6 protein-coding genes and 4 pseudogenes are annotated in these 13507 nt (G+C 69.6%); 6 read left to right on the forward strand and 4 right to left on the reverse strand.

All coding sequences use genetic code 11. The annotated features are described in order from the left end of the window. Positions 1–569: 569 nt before the first annotated feature. Positions 570–2966 (forward strand): Helicase associated domain protein, encoded by a 2397-nt coding sequence (locus ACH4KB_RS22040; protein WP_398067585.1) that lies wholly within the window; start codon positions 570–572, stop codon positions 2964–2966. 490 nt (positions 2967–3456) lie between these two features. Here ACH4KB_RS22040 and ACH4KB_RS22045 read toward each other — a convergent pair. Then, positions 3457–4160, reverse strand: a pseudogene (locus ACH4KB_RS22045) (transposase); the annotation flags it as partial. Positions 4161–4420: 260 nt separating this feature from the next. Here ACH4KB_RS22045 and ACH4KB_RS22050 point away from each other — a divergent pair. Continuing rightward, positions 4421–5011, forward strand: coding sequence for a TetR/AcrR family transcriptional regulator (locus tag ACH4KB_RS22050; protein WP_398067586.1), 591 nt, complete (start codon positions 4421–4423; stop codon positions 5009–5011). Positions 5012–5024: 13 nt separating this feature from the next. Here ACH4KB_RS22050 and ACH4KB_RS22055 read toward each other — a convergent pair whose 3' ends face one another. Beyond that, on the reverse strand, positions 5025–6044 hold the full coding sequence (locus ACH4KB_RS22055; protein WP_398067587.1) for an SMP-30/gluconolactonase/LRE family protein: 1020 nt from the start codon (positions 6042–6044) through the stop codon (positions 5025–5027). Between the two features lie 196 nt (positions 6045–6240). Here ACH4KB_RS22055 and ACH4KB_RS22060 point away from each other — a divergent pair, with 196 nt between their 5' ends. Together ACH4KB_RS22060 and ACH4KB_RS22065 are read left to right on the forward strand one after the other, a co-directional pair. Then, positions 6241–8052, forward strand: a complete 1812-nt coding sequence (locus ACH4KB_RS22060) for a flavin-containing monooxygenase (RefSeq protein ID WP_398067588.1) — start codon at positions 6241–6243, stop codon at positions 8050–8052. A gap of 85 nt (positions 8053–8137) precedes the next feature. Then, positions 8138–8926 (forward strand): annotated as a pseudogene (locus tag ACH4KB_RS22065) (SDR family NAD(P)-dependent oxidoreductase). A gap of 75 nt (positions 8927–9001) precedes the next feature. Here ACH4KB_RS22065 and rph read toward each other — a convergent pair. Continuing rightward, positions 9002–11650 (reverse strand): rifamycin-inactivating phosphotransferase, encoded by a 2649-nt coding sequence (gene rph / locus ACH4KB_RS22070; protein ID WP_398067589.1) that lies wholly within the window; start codon positions 11648–11650, stop codon positions 9002–9004. 400 nt (positions 11651–12050) lie between these two features. Between rph and ACH4KB_RS22075 the strand changes: the two are divergent. Beyond that, positions 12051–12317 (forward strand): annotated as a pseudogene (locus tag ACH4KB_RS22075) (DinB family protein); the annotation flags it as partial. An 11-nt stretch (positions 12318–12328) separates the two neighbouring features. On the opposite strand, the pseudogene ACH4KB_RS22080 reads toward ACH4KB_RS22075, so the two are convergent. Next, positions 12329–12510 (reverse strand): annotated as a pseudogene (locus tag ACH4KB_RS22080) (response regulator transcription factor); the annotation flags it as partial. A gap of 274 nt (positions 12511–12784) precedes the next feature. Between ACH4KB_RS22080 and ACH4KB_RS22085 the strand changes: the two are divergent. Beyond that, entirely contained in the window at positions 12785–13441 is a 657-nt protein-coding gene (locus ACH4KB_RS22085; protein ID WP_398067590.1) for a DUF5701 family protein, read from the forward strand. Positions 13442–13507: the final 66 nt, after the last annotated feature.

Consider the following 13507-nt stretch of genomic DNA (forward strand, 5'->3'; position numbering starts at 1 on the left):
CCCGCGGAGCGGGCTATGACCCGGCAAGCCGGGTCATAGTGAATGAATTGCGCAAGCGCAATTCCCATTCCGGCGCTTGCGCCGGAATGGGATTCCGTAAACGGAATCCCTAAAGGGAATGCAATTCGCGCAAGCGCTCATTGCGGGCACCCGCGCAAGCGCGGTCGCCTGGGCTGGCAGCAAGGGGGGTGTCACGCGGGGGTCTGTGTAGGGCTTGGGGTTCCTGGCCACCACCTCCACAACGGATGTGACGGCCTGTCGGGCTGGGCGGGTGCCGGCCTCGCCGCAGTGAGGGGTTCCGCTGCGCTCCACCCTGACCACTCCCCCACCCTCGAAACTGCCCGCTCGCACTCACCAATACCCCATCAGCATACAGGATAACCGGCCGCTTCGGGGTAAGATTCGGCCATGTATCACCCTGGGGGTGAAAGTTGGTGCGCGGATGCTGCATCACGGATCACGCCTGTGTAGTGTTTGGGTCCAGACACCACAACCTCGGGCCACACCATCGCGCCGGGATCTTCCATTCTGATTACGCGCGACATTCCGCGAAAAGGAGAGCACGGGAAATGGCCGTGAAGTTGCGTGACCACCAGATCGAAGCCGTTGCCGCCATCGTGCGGGGCTTCGATATCCCGCCGGGCGGTATCCCCGTGAATGGCCTTCGCGGTCAGGTGCACGCCGCGTGTGGCACGGGAAAGACCATCATTGCGGCAACGTCGGCGAAGCGCATTGTGCCCAAGGGCCGCATTCTCGTCCTGGTGCCGACGCTGGACCTTCTGACCCAGACGGTGCAGGCGTGGCGCGAGGCCGGGCACGCGGGGCCGGCGGTTGCGGTGTGCAGCCTCACCGACGACCCGGAACTGTGGAACCTCAAGGTGCGCTCCACCACCAACCCGGTGCAGCTGGCTCTGTGGCACAGCTCCGGGCCGGTCACCATCTTCGGGACGTACGCCTCGCTGGGGGTCCTGGCGGAGGCGTTCGAGGGCGCCTACGGGCAGCAGCTGGCCCCGATGGACCTCACGGTGGTCGATGAGGCACACCGGACGTCAGGCTCGATGGGGAAGGCGTGGGCCGACGTCCACAACCAGGGCGTCATCCCCTCGCACCGCCGGCTGTACCTGACGGCCACGCCGCGGATCTGGGAAGAGCGGCTGAACCGCGACGTCGCCGAAGGGGTGCGCGACCCGCTGCCGCGCGAGATGGCGGCCTCCATGGATGACGAGAGGGTCTTCGGGCCGGTCCTCTACAAGCTCTCGTTGGCGTCGGCCGTGTCGCGGAAGCTGCTGGCGAGGTACCAGATCATCGTTCTGGAGCTCCAGGACCCGGTCGTCACGCCCGAGCGGTTGATGGGCGAGGAGCGGCACAGCGAGAAGGTCCGCGGTGAGCGGCTCGGGGCGCTCCAGGCCGCCCTGCTCCACACGATGGAGCAGCACAACCTGTCGACCTGCATCACCTTCCACCACCGGACGATAGAGGCACAGGCTTACGCGGAGGGCCTTCAGCGCGTCGCGGCCAAGCTGCACGCCGACCAGCCCGAGAAGTACCCGGCGAAGATCTGGGCGGACTGGCTGTGCGGCGAGCACGTTCCCGAGCGCCGGCGGGGAGTCCTGGGCGGCTTCGGGTCCACCGCGATGCGGGCCGTGCTCTCGAACTGCCGGGTCCTGGGAGAGGGCGTCGACATCCGGGCCGTGGACTCGGTGGCCCTCCTGGACCCCAAAGGGGCCCCTCACGACATCGTCCAGGCCATCGGACGGGCGCTGCGTCAAAAGCCCGGACAGGGGAAAGTGGCCTCTCTGATCGTGCCTGTATTTCTCCAGCCCGGAGAGCAGCCGGAAGACATGTTCACCTCCGGATCGTATAAGCCCCTGGTGAAGGTATTGGAAGGTCTGCGCGCTCACGACGAAGAGGCAATCGAATTGCTCGCGATTCCGCAGGAGCCTCAGAAGGACGTCGCGCAGCCGTCCGAGTACATTGGTCCGCCGCCCGAGGAAGGCGAGGACGAATCCCGTCTTCTGCTCCGTTTTGCCGCTCCCCGTGACCCGGTGATGGTCGCGGACTGGATTTCCTTCAACGTGATCGACACGGAGCGCCAGGACTGGGGACGCGGCTGGGCGGCGCTCAAGAAGTTCGCGGAACGTGAGCTTCACGCCCGGGTTCCGTACGGGCACAAGGAAGGCGCGTACCCGCTCGGGCAGTGGGTCGCGGAGCAGCGACGGGCGTACGGGGCGGGGCAGATGACCGGCCTGCGCGCCCAGCGGCTGGAGAAGCTGGGCATGGTGTGGAAGCCGGCCGATGAGCGGTTCCAGGAGAACTTGGAGGCCGCCAAGGCGTACTACGACCGGCACTGGACCCTGTGCGCTCCCCGGTCCGCCACCATGCTGGACCGGCCTGTGGGGCAGTGGCTGTCGAACCTCCGCCGGGCGGGTGCGCTGGAGGGTCACCCTGAGTGGAGGGCGGCGCTGGAGGCCGTGGATGAGCACTGGAACCCGGCGTGGTCGGCGGAGTGGCAGAGGCACTACGCAGCGCTGCGGGAGCTACTGACGGACGAGGAGGACCGCTCCGAGGTCCTGCCCGGGTTCACCGTGCACGGCATGGACGTGGGGAAGTGGCTGGCGAAGCAGCGTCGGCACACGGTCTGGGTGGGGCTGATGGACGGGCAGCGCGAGCTCCTGGAGGTGGTCGGCGTCGTCCCGCTGTCCCCGGAACAGGCGGAGCCCGCCAAGAGACCCAGGAATGCTGTGAGCACCTTCGAGAAAGGCGTGGCGGCCCTGGCGCAGTACAAGGCCCGCACCGGCTCTCTGGTTGTCCCCAGAGCCCACACAGAAACAATCATGGTTGACGGTGATGGGCACCCCGTGAAGCTCGGGGTTTTTTTGAGTAACAGCAAGAGCAGGCGTGGGAAACTCACCGCAGGCAAGCTCGCCGCGCTTGCCGACCTCGGAGTGGAGTGGGCGGCAGCGTAGTCGTGCTCGGGAACCTCCGTACGGCCGGGCCCTGCTCTCTCTCGGGGCCCGGCCGCATCGTTGGGCGTTCGGTCAGGTCGGGACGGGCAGCGGCATCTGGTCCCGGGTGCGGCCTTCCAGGAGGCGGCTGCCGGCCTTCGGGGTGCGCCCGCCCGGGCCGAAGCCGCGGCCAGGTCCCCACCGAGAACGGCAGCATCATCAACGGAGCGCTGGGGGGCCGGCGACGGCACCTGGCGTGGGTGTCCGCTGAGGTGCGGGTCACCAGGGGCGGGGTTCGGTGGTCAGTTCCTTCCACCGCAGGTGGCGGTGTTCGTCTTCGGGGCTGGGGCCGAGGGCGAGGGCCTGGTCGTCGACGCGGTAGGTGAGGCGGTAGAGCAGGACGCGGGTCGCGCATTCGAGCCAGGGTCGGTGTCCCGGGCGGGCGGGGCCGGGCCGGGGACGGTGGTGAACCAGGCGGGCAGGAGCATGCGGCTACTGATGGCGTCGGTGGTGGCTTCGGCAGACGCCTCACGCGGTCGGGGCGGACGCGGCCGACCAGTTCGTCCGGCAGGTCACGCAGGACCCAGGCCAGGCGAGTGACGTCGTGGCCGGCGTCGCTGACGATCACGATATGCGGGTCCTCGGCCTGCCACTGGCCCGCGGCGATGAGTTGTTCGACCATTCCTCGGAGCTGGGCGGCGGTGACCGCGGTCGCGTCGTCCGCGGGCCCGAGCCGGACCGCGTTCAGGATTGCGGTCCAGGACGTGGTACCCGGCTCCAGCACGGCCACGAAGGGGTACGGCCGGCCCGGTATGAACTGCTGGGCCGTTTTTGCCCGTCCGTGGACGTGGCTGAACAGACGGTCCGCGGAACACGGCGCGTGCGGGCGGAGCCACGGCGACACATCCACCGCCAGCGCCAGGGGCCCGTCCTCGAACCGCGGCAGCGGCAGTCCGGCCAGCACGGTACGCAGTCGGCCGAATGTCGATCCGGCCGTGATTCAGACCTCCGTACATCGCTTCGTGCTCACGACGATGCTCCGGCAGCAACATCTGATCCATCGGGGACTTCACTGCACCGTCCGCACACAAGACGGCGTCGGACAGTTCGAACGAACTCGTCGCGCCGAGCGCCCAGACACTCATAGAACTCGCTCCGGAAGCGTGACGCTTCCGCGTCCGTCTCCCTCCGGACAGCATCAGGCAGCAGACTCATTCTCACGGCCTTGGTCGTGGTCACGTGCACTTTGGTCGGAGCACATGATCGGGCGGAGGCCGCTCCCACGTCCGGCGAACCCCCAGGTGAGCGACCCGGTACGAGACGGCGTTCGAGCCCGGAAGAATAGGAACAAGCTCAGTGTGCAGGCACTGTCGTGGGTGTTGCCCGGGCTTCGACGCGGCGTTGCCGCCTGCCGGCTCGGCCGGGGAGGTGAGGTAGGGGGTGAGGGGTGCCTGTCCGGCCGGTACGCTGCCGGGGTGACGGACCAGATCGAGCAGGATGGGCGGCGGCCGGCGAACGACGGGCCGAAGGCCGCCGCCCGTAACCGGGCCGCTCTGGTCATCGCCGCGCGGGAGGTCTTCGCCGAGCAGGGTCTGGAGGCGCCGCTCTCCGCGATCGCGCGCAGGGCCGGGGTGGGGCAGGGCGTTCTCTACCGGCATTTTCCGGACCGGAGTGCCGCGGTGGCGGCGGTCCTGGAGGAGAACGTGCGGCAGGTCGAGGAGGCCGCCGCGGACGAGGACGCCACCTTCGACGCCGTGCTCGGTGTGCTGACGTGGCATCTTGCTGAGTCGGCGGCTTTCATCGGTCTTCTGCACTCCGACCGGGCGGGCGGGCGCTCGGGTATCCGGGCGCAGGCCCTTGCGCTGTCGGAGCGGGTGGAGTGTGCGCTGCGCAAGCACCTTCCCCGCGGTCATCGGCTGAGTGCGGGGGACGACCTCGTGCTCTCGGTCGCCATGGTCTCCGCCGCCGTCATCGGCCCCACCCGCGAGGAGCGCGAGCACCGGGCGCTGGCCGGCTGGCGGTTGCTCGGCGTCGAGGTGGGGCCGGTGCGGGCCTTCGGCGGCTGAGCCGGGGTCCGCGTCAGCCGCCGTTGGACTGCCGGGTGCCTTCTGCCAGCGCGTCGAAGGCGTACAGGTAGCCCCCGGCGGGACCGCTGACGGTCATGTATGCCCTGGTCCCGCCGGGTGTGATCGCCACGTTGGTCGCCGATTCCAGGCCTTCGGCCCGCGCGGGAAGTTCCACCGTCGCCAGCCGCTCACCGTGCCGGTCGTACACGGCCATGGCCGCCCGGCCGTGCAGCCCCTGGTAGAGGTTGCCGTCCGCGTCCACGGCGATCGAGTCGGTCTGGGCTAGTCCGCCGTCCACCCGGATGGCGGTGTGCCGGGACGTCACCCCGCCCTTCTCGTCGAGGCGCAGATAGGAGATCCGGTTCTCGGTGAGCTCGCTGAACCACAGCCCTTGGTAGTCCGCGTCGAAGGAGACCCCGTTCGGCGCGGCCAGACCGTCGGCCAGAATGGTGGCGCGGCCGCCCTTCCGGTCGATCCGCACCACACGGCCGTGCGCCTTGCCCTCGGACAGACCGCGTGAGTCGCTGACGTACAGGTTGCCCTCCTGGTCGAAGGCGATGTCGTCGGGGTTCATCCGCGCTCCGTCGACCTCGCGGGAGAAGAAGGTCCGCGGGTCGCCGCCGTCGGGGGCCAGGCTGACGACTTCGCCGTGCGCGAAGTCGCTGAGGTAGAGCCGTCCGTCGTACGGGCTGAACTGTGCCGAGGTATAGGCCCCTTTGCCGTCGGTGTGGATCGCCCGGGACGTCTTCTTCGCGACGTCCACGCGGATGACTTTGGGCTTGCCCTCGGGTGCGGTGACGTCGACGACGATCAGGCCGCCGTCGTCTCCGAACACTGGGCCCTCGAGCAAGGTCATCCCGGTCTCGCTGTGTACCTGGGTCAGCCGCATGACCTTATGTGCCTGGATGGTCCTGCCCGCGGAGACCGAAGACACCTTGTCCTCGGGGCCGCCGCTCTCGGTTCCGCATCCGGTGAGGATCAGCGCGCCGACGGTGGCGAGCGCGGAAAGGGACCGGGCTGAAAGTCGCTGCATGGGGGGATCACTTTTCCTGTCGGGGTGGGCGGGTTCCGGGGGCGGTGGAAGTAGGCGGCCTGCGGAGAGGGGAACACCTGGCCGAATGTCGCTGTGCCGCTCCGACCTCAACCGGACAGTGTTGTCCGGTAGTTGCTACCGTAGCGGACGGCCGCCCGACCGGGGCCGCCCCGACATCCGGATCGAGGACCCCCACATGACGACTCCTCAAGCACCGGCTCCCCACGAGCTCGCCGCACTGAGGCGGCGCTACCGGCTCGAACGCGAACGGCGTGTGCGTCCCGACGGCGCCGCCCAGTACCGCGACGCCGACGCCGAGTTCGGCTACTACGCCGCGGACCCGTACACGGCCGGGCCGGTCGTGCGTGACCCTCTCCACGACACCGTCCAGGTCGCCGTGATCGGCGGCGGATTCGGCGGCATCCTCACCGGGGCGCACCTGCGGCAGCAGGGCGTCGAGCGCGTCCGGATTCTTGACAAGGGCGGTGATTTTGGCGGCACTTGGTACTGGAACCGGTATCCGGGAGTCCACTGCGACGTCGAGTCCCACGTCTACCTGCCGATGCTCGACGAGACCGGCTATGTCCCGGAGTGGAAGTACGCCCCCGGTGACGAGATCCGCCGCCACGCGATGCGGATCGCGCGGAAGTTCGATCTGTACGCGGATGCGTTGTTCTCCACCGGGGTCACCTCGCTGTCCTGGGACGAGGCGTCCGAGACCTGGGTCGTGGCCACGGATCGCGGCGATACCTTCCGGGCCACGTACGTCGTCAACGCCACCGGCACCCTCACCGACCCGAAGCTTCCCGGGATCCCCGGCATCGAGGACTTCGCCGGCCACACGTTCCACACCTCACGGTGGGACTACGCCTACACCGGCGGGACCCCCCAGGGCGGCATGGCCGGACTCGCGGACAAGCGGGTGGGTATCGTCGGCACCGGGGCCACCGGCATCCAGGTCATCCCGATGCTGGCCGAGGACGCCGCACACCTCTACGTCTTCCAGCGCACCCCCTCCACCGTGGACGAACGCGGCAACCGCCGCACCACCGCCCGGGACGTGGGCGCCGACCGCGAGGGCTGGGCCAGGCGGCGACGGGAGAACTACCTCCGCATCGTCTCCGGCGAGAGCGCCGACCAGGACCTGGTGGCGGACCGGTGGACCGCGTCAGCGGTCCTGCTGGAGAAGCTCCTGCCGAGCTTCCGGCGGCGGCACGGTGACCGGCAGGCCTTCGAAGCCGCCTACGAGGCCGCCGACGCCGCCAAGATGAACGAACTCCGCGCCCGCGTCGAACAGACGGTCACCGACCCGCGGACAGCGGAGAAGCTCAAACCCTGGTACCGCTACGCCTGCAAACGCCCCACCTTCTCCGACCGGTACTACCCGGCGTTCAACCGCGACAACGTCACTCTCGTCGACACCGCGGACACCCACGGCATCGAACGCGTCACCGAGCACGGCGTCACGGTCGCCGGCACCACGTACGAACTGGACTGCCTGATCTTCGCCACCGGGTTCAACGTCGGGACCTCCGGCATCCACTCCGGCAAGCTCCCCGTCCATGGCCGGGGCGGCGTCCAGCTGCTGCACAGGTGGGCGTGGCAGGGCCCGCGCACGCTCCACGGCTTCACGAGCAACGGCTTCCCCAACCTCCTGCAGATGGGGTCCCTCCAGAACGCCAGCAGCGTCAACTTCACCCACATCCTGGATGAACAGGCCATCCACACCGCCGCCCTCATCGCAGCCGCGGAAGCCGGCGGCGCCCTCATCGAACCCACCCCCGAGACCGAGGACGCCTGGATCTCCGTACTGGCCGAGGGCGCGCCCGACCACGAGTGGTTCCACACCGAGTGCACTCCCGGCTACTACAACCGTGAAGGGCGAGGCCGCCCCAACGGTCCCATCGCCTATCCGCACGGGGCCGTCGCCTTCCACGAGCTTCTGGAACGCTGGCGCGACGAGTCCATGAAGGAAATCCTCCGGAGCAGGACCGTCCACCCCACCTGACACGGCTCGATCGGCCCGCCCGCTCCTCCACCTCGAACCCCCAGCCCTCGGCCCTCAGCCCTCGCAATGCCGGAAGGACCGAACCATGAACGCACCCGTACCCGCTCCGGACATCGCCTCCCGCACCCCGCGGAGCGTGACCGCCACCAGGGCCGCGTCCGGCATCGGCCGGGCCACCACTCCCACCCTCGCCCCGCAGAACGACCACGTCCTCACAGCCGACCTCGACGCAGAGAACGCCGAGGAGACCCTACGAAGAGCCACAACCGCCGGAGACACCACCCTGACAACCGCCGGGAACCTGACCAAACACCGGGTAGCCAACCCCAAAAGAAACCACACGCCGGCGGAGTTCGGCGGGGTCGATGTCCTGGTCAACAACGCGGGAATCATGGACCGTATGCCGGCGGCGCACGAGACCGACGACGCCGAGTGGGACCGGGTGCTGCGCAACGACCTCACCGCTCCCTTCCTCCTCACCCGCGCCGTACTTCCCCACATGGGGGCCGCGGTGTCCGGCTGCCTGGTCTTCACCGGCTCCGAGGCCGGCCTGCGCGGCGGCGCCGCCGGGGCCGCGTACACCGCCGCCAAGCACGGAATCACCGGGCTGGTGAAGAACCTGGCGGTGATGTACCACGGGCAGGGCATCCGGGCCAACATCATCGCGCCCGGACCCACCGCGACGGGCATCGGTGTCGACAGCCGCCCCGGAGCACGCGGCCCCTTTGTCCTCAGGAGCCTCATCGGCGCGAACACCGGGCGCATCGGCTCGGCGGCCGAACAGGCCGCCGCCATCGTCTGACTCGCGTCCGATGCGGCTTCCTTCGTCAACGGCGCCGTTCTGCCCGTCGACGACGGCTGGTCAGCCGTCTGACCCGGCCGGGCCAAGGGAAACACGGCGCATCACGGGCGGGCCGCGCCGGAGACGCGGAACCCTCGGTGCGGGCGGTCAGGGCAGGAGCTCCACATACCCGTCGGAGGCGTGGACACGGATCCGCTGCCCGTCCCTGATCAGCCGGGTGGCCCGCTCCACGCCCACGACGGCCGGCAGACCGTACTCCCGGGCGATCACCGCGCCATGGGTCATCAGACCGCCGACCTCCGTCACCAGGCCCGCGATCCCGACGAAAAGCGGCGACCAGCTGGGGTCCGTGAAGGTCGTGACCAGGATGTCGCCCGCTTCGAGGTCGGCCTCCGCCATGTCGAGGATGACGCGGGCTCTGCCCTCGACGGTCCCGGCGGACACCGGCAGGCCGGTCAGCGCACCGGCCGGCACGTCGTCGCGCCGGTACGCGCCGGTGAGGGCCTCACCGTCCGACGTGAGGACCCGGGGCGGGGTGAGCGCGTGGTACGACTGGAACGCCTCCTTGCGCCGCTGGATGAGCCGCGCGTCCGCCCGGTTGGACCGTACGGCCTCGTGGAGTTCCTGGAACGTCAGGTAGAAGGCGTCCTCCTTCTCGGTGAGCACCTTTTCCCGCACCAGTCGCTCGGCCTCCGCCAGCAGGGCCCGCTTGTAGACGAAGTAGCGGCTGACGATGCCGTACTTCGGGTACTCCCGGTATCCGATGAAGGTCCTGACCCGGTCGATCATCCGCTGGGTCTCCTCGGCCTTCCGGTCCCCGTCCGGCAGGGCCCGCAGCCGTGACAGCACGTCCTGCTCCTTCTGCCGGGCTTTGCGCCGGCCCTGTTCGAAGCGCTGCTCGGCCGCGCCCGGCCCGAAGTTCCGCACATGGTCGAGGATCACCGGAACGAGCGTGGTGGGGCGCTCGCGCCATCGCGGCCTGGTGATGTCGATCTCGCCGACGCAGCGCATGCCGTACCGGTCGAGGTACGCCTCGATGGCCTCCCGTGCCTCGCCTCCGCCCTCGGTCTTCGCCAGCTCGTCCAGGAAAGAGCCGTCCTCCAGCTGCTCGGCGTCCCGCAGGAAACCCAGCACCCCCGGCAACGGGCGGATCACGTCAGCGACGTCGAGCAGCGCCAGTCCCATCTCCGACGTGATGTTGTCGGGGGCCGACAGCGTCAGCGTGTCCGCGACGTTCTTCTCGCCCAGCCACTCCCGCAGCCTGTCGTTGAGCCACCAGGTGGCGTCCATCCCCGCCATGAGTGCCCGCATGCTCAGCGGGTCGGCGAGAACCCGCTTGTGCTCCTCGAAGGCCTCCAGGAGGAAGTCGAACAGCGCCGGACCCTTCTTCGTCCGGATGTCACGTTCCAGCGCCGCGATGGACGTCCGGCTGCGTTCGATCAGTTCGGTGACGACGGCCGGATCGGTCTCGATCGGGGCGGGCGCACCGGTGGACGGCGACCCGCCGGGGGCCGCGTCCGGGTGCGAGGGGCCAAAGCCGTCGCGTTCCAGGACGGTCTCCAGGGCATCCCTGACCAGCGGATCGCCCTTACCCATGGCGTCCAGCAGGCTGTCGCGGCTCGTGGGCGATGCCAGGCGCGAGGTGACGTCGACGAACAGCCGCCCGCCGGCCTCGTGCATCGGCACCATGGCCGTCAGCTGCCACATGGAGTACCCGAGGGGCTTCATGGGGTCGGTCATCATCTGCTGGTGGCCGACGGAGACGTAGACGCGATTCCCTCCGTCGTCCCCCTCGTCGTTCTCCCCGTCATCCCCTTCGTCGCCGTTCTCGATGACGGGGAGGGGGAAGAGGGTGGTGATCGGCCTGCTCTGCACGAACCGGAAGCCGTCGTCCACCAGGCACCATTCGATGTCCTGCGGGCAGCCGAAGTGCGCTTCGATACTGCGGCCGAGCCCCACGAGGCGGACGGCCTGCTCATCCGTCAGCGCCGGCCGCTCCCGCTGTCGTGCGTCGACCGCCACTTCCCGCGTACCGCCGGCGGGCAGGGCGTGCAGGGCGCGCTCCTTGGCGGCGACGGTCCTGGTGACGACTTCGCCGTTCCGGACCGTGAAGACGTCCGGGTTCACCAGGCCGGAGACCAGGGCCTCGCCGAGGCCGAAGCCGGCGTCCACGGTGGCGACCTTCCGGTTGCCGGTGACGGGGTCGGCCGTGAACAGGATGCCGGACGCGTGCGGGAAGACCATCCGCTGCACGACCACGGCCATGTGGACCGTTCGGTGGTCGATGCCGTTCCGCTGTCGGTAGACGACGGCCCGCTCGGTGAACATCGAGGCCCAGCACCGGCTGATGTGCTGGAGGACCGCGATCGGCCCCAGGACGTTGAGATACGTGTCCTGCTGACCGGCGAAGGAGGCCGTCGGCAGGTCCTCCGCCGTCGCGCTGGACCGGACGGCGTACGCACCTTGCTCACCGAACCGGACGACCGAGCCAGTAATCGCCGCCGCGACGTCGCCCGGGACGGGGATCTCCTCGATGATGCGGCGGATTCGTGCACTGAGCGTGCGAATCGCCTCCTGGTCCTCCGGGTTCAGCCGCGACAGCTCATCGAGCCGTTCGTCGATCGACGGGACTTCCTCCATGGCCCGCCGGAAGGCATCGGTCGTCACGCAGAAGCCGTCCGGCACGCGGATGCCTTCGATCCGCGACAGTCCGCCCAGGTGTGCGCCCTTGCCGCCGACAGCAGCGACACGCGTCTCGTCGGCCTCGCTGAGGTCCAACACGTACGGGTCCGTCATCGCGACACCTCCGGAGCGGCCGTATTCCTTTGCACTGTGGCGGCCGGTCGGATCACCGGCGCCTCGCCCTCTGTCGAACCTCTTGTCGGGCACGTACTCATCCCTGGTTGTCTTCCCTCTGACGAATGGACCGGCGGATTTTCCCGGCCGGTCGGCGCACGTCGTGCCACCGTTCCCGCGAGTGGTGGCCTCGACCCGAGGATTCTGCGCTGGCACCGGGGTCTTGCCGCAAGCCCCCCGGTGAGCTATAAGTTGAGAGTGGCAAGGAGAGATCTCTCTCCTTGCCTTTGTTGTTGGGGCCTTTGCTGTTGGGGCCTTTACTGCTGGGCTTCCCGGGCGCCGGGGCATTCCTCCACGTTCATTGAGTCTTCGCCATCTTCGAACACGCAGGTCGGAAGCTCTGGCGTGGCGGCGGCCGGCGCACATCATCGTCTCCTGCCCGGGCCATCGGGTCGGGTGGTACTTCGGCGGCCAGGACATCGGGTCCCAGGCAAACGCCTACGCGGGGCCCGCGGGCCCTCGGACGCTGACCTGGACAATCCGCCGACGGTGGGTCCCGAGCGGTTTCCCATGGAAACCAGGGGTCCTGCACGTCAACGGGGAGCTGGTCCATCACGGCACCGAGGTCTCTGGCCTCCGGCGACAGCACGGGGGCGCCGTCGTCCGCCACGGCCCGCACGGCGCCGGCCGGGCCAGGAGCACCCGGGTCGAGCCGAGTCCGTCGACGCCGGGCGTCCGTACGTCCATCAGCACGACGCCCGGCCGCTGCTGGCCACCCCGGTGATCGCGGCGTTCGCGTTAGCCGCCTCCCCGACGACGGGCAGACCCGGTTCGCCGTCGATGACGAGCCGCAACGCCATCCGCGCCGACTGGTCGTCGTCGACGATGACGACACTCGCCGGCTCCCGCTCGCTCGGAACCGTCGGCGGGCCGGCGGACGGCCGGCAACGGAGGTCGGCAGGACGTCCGGGCCGTCGGGGGAACGGCGGATCGCCCGCGTCCCCGCCGACGTCGGGGCGGCAGCACGGCTGCCTGCCCCGCCCGGACGGGTGGTGGCCGCGTCGGGAACACTTCGGCGAACTTTCTCGTTCGACCCTCCGGCCCTACCGTGAATCGTGAATCCGAGGAACCGCCTTGCCCGATACTTCCACTGGCGACGCCGTGCGCCCGCTCCCGCCGCCCTCCGCCCAGGCGGAGCGCCTGATCGAACTCGGGGTGCACGCGATCGCGGGGATTCCCGCCGAGGACATCCGGGCGTTCGCCCGAAAGGCCGGGCGGGGCGGTGACGTCCTGCTCGCCGTCCATCCGGAGCGCGCCCCCGCTTCCGCCCTCGCGCCACTGCTCCTGCGCGACGGCAAGCCCGGCTTCGTCGTCGTCGACATGCCCGACGTCGACCGGTTCGGCCCCGACGCGGTCGAACTTCCCGACGCGCCTCTCTATTTCGTCGCCGGTCCCGACCGCGGCGACCACATGGCCAACTGGAGCCCCGAAGAGGCGTTGCCCGCCCTCACCGAGGCGGGCCGCACCCCCTTGGTGCTCACCGAGGGCATCCACTGGGTCCTGCAGCAGCCGACGGTGCTTGAGCGGAACCTCTGCTTCATGACCATCGGATCCCGGCTGCGCAAGGCGAACGGCGCCCTGGACGCACGTACCCCGGCGCTCTGGATCAGCAACGGCACCGGGCGGGACGGCAAGGAGCGGCGTAACGCTCCCAAGGTCGGCTGGTGCTGGTGGGGCAACCGCCATACGTGGCTGGGATTCGCCTCCGCCACGGGCCGCGCGGGCCAGTAGGGCCCGTTCGCCCTGCTGTTGCCCCATCTCTGTGCCCCACCTCCGATGAAGCGGGCCGCGCGGTCC

Origin of the sequence: Streptomyces sp. NPDC017520, from assembly GCF_044329855.1 — a bacterium.
Lineage (GTDB): Bacteria > Actinomycetota > Actinomycetes > Streptomycetales > Streptomycetaceae > Streptomyces.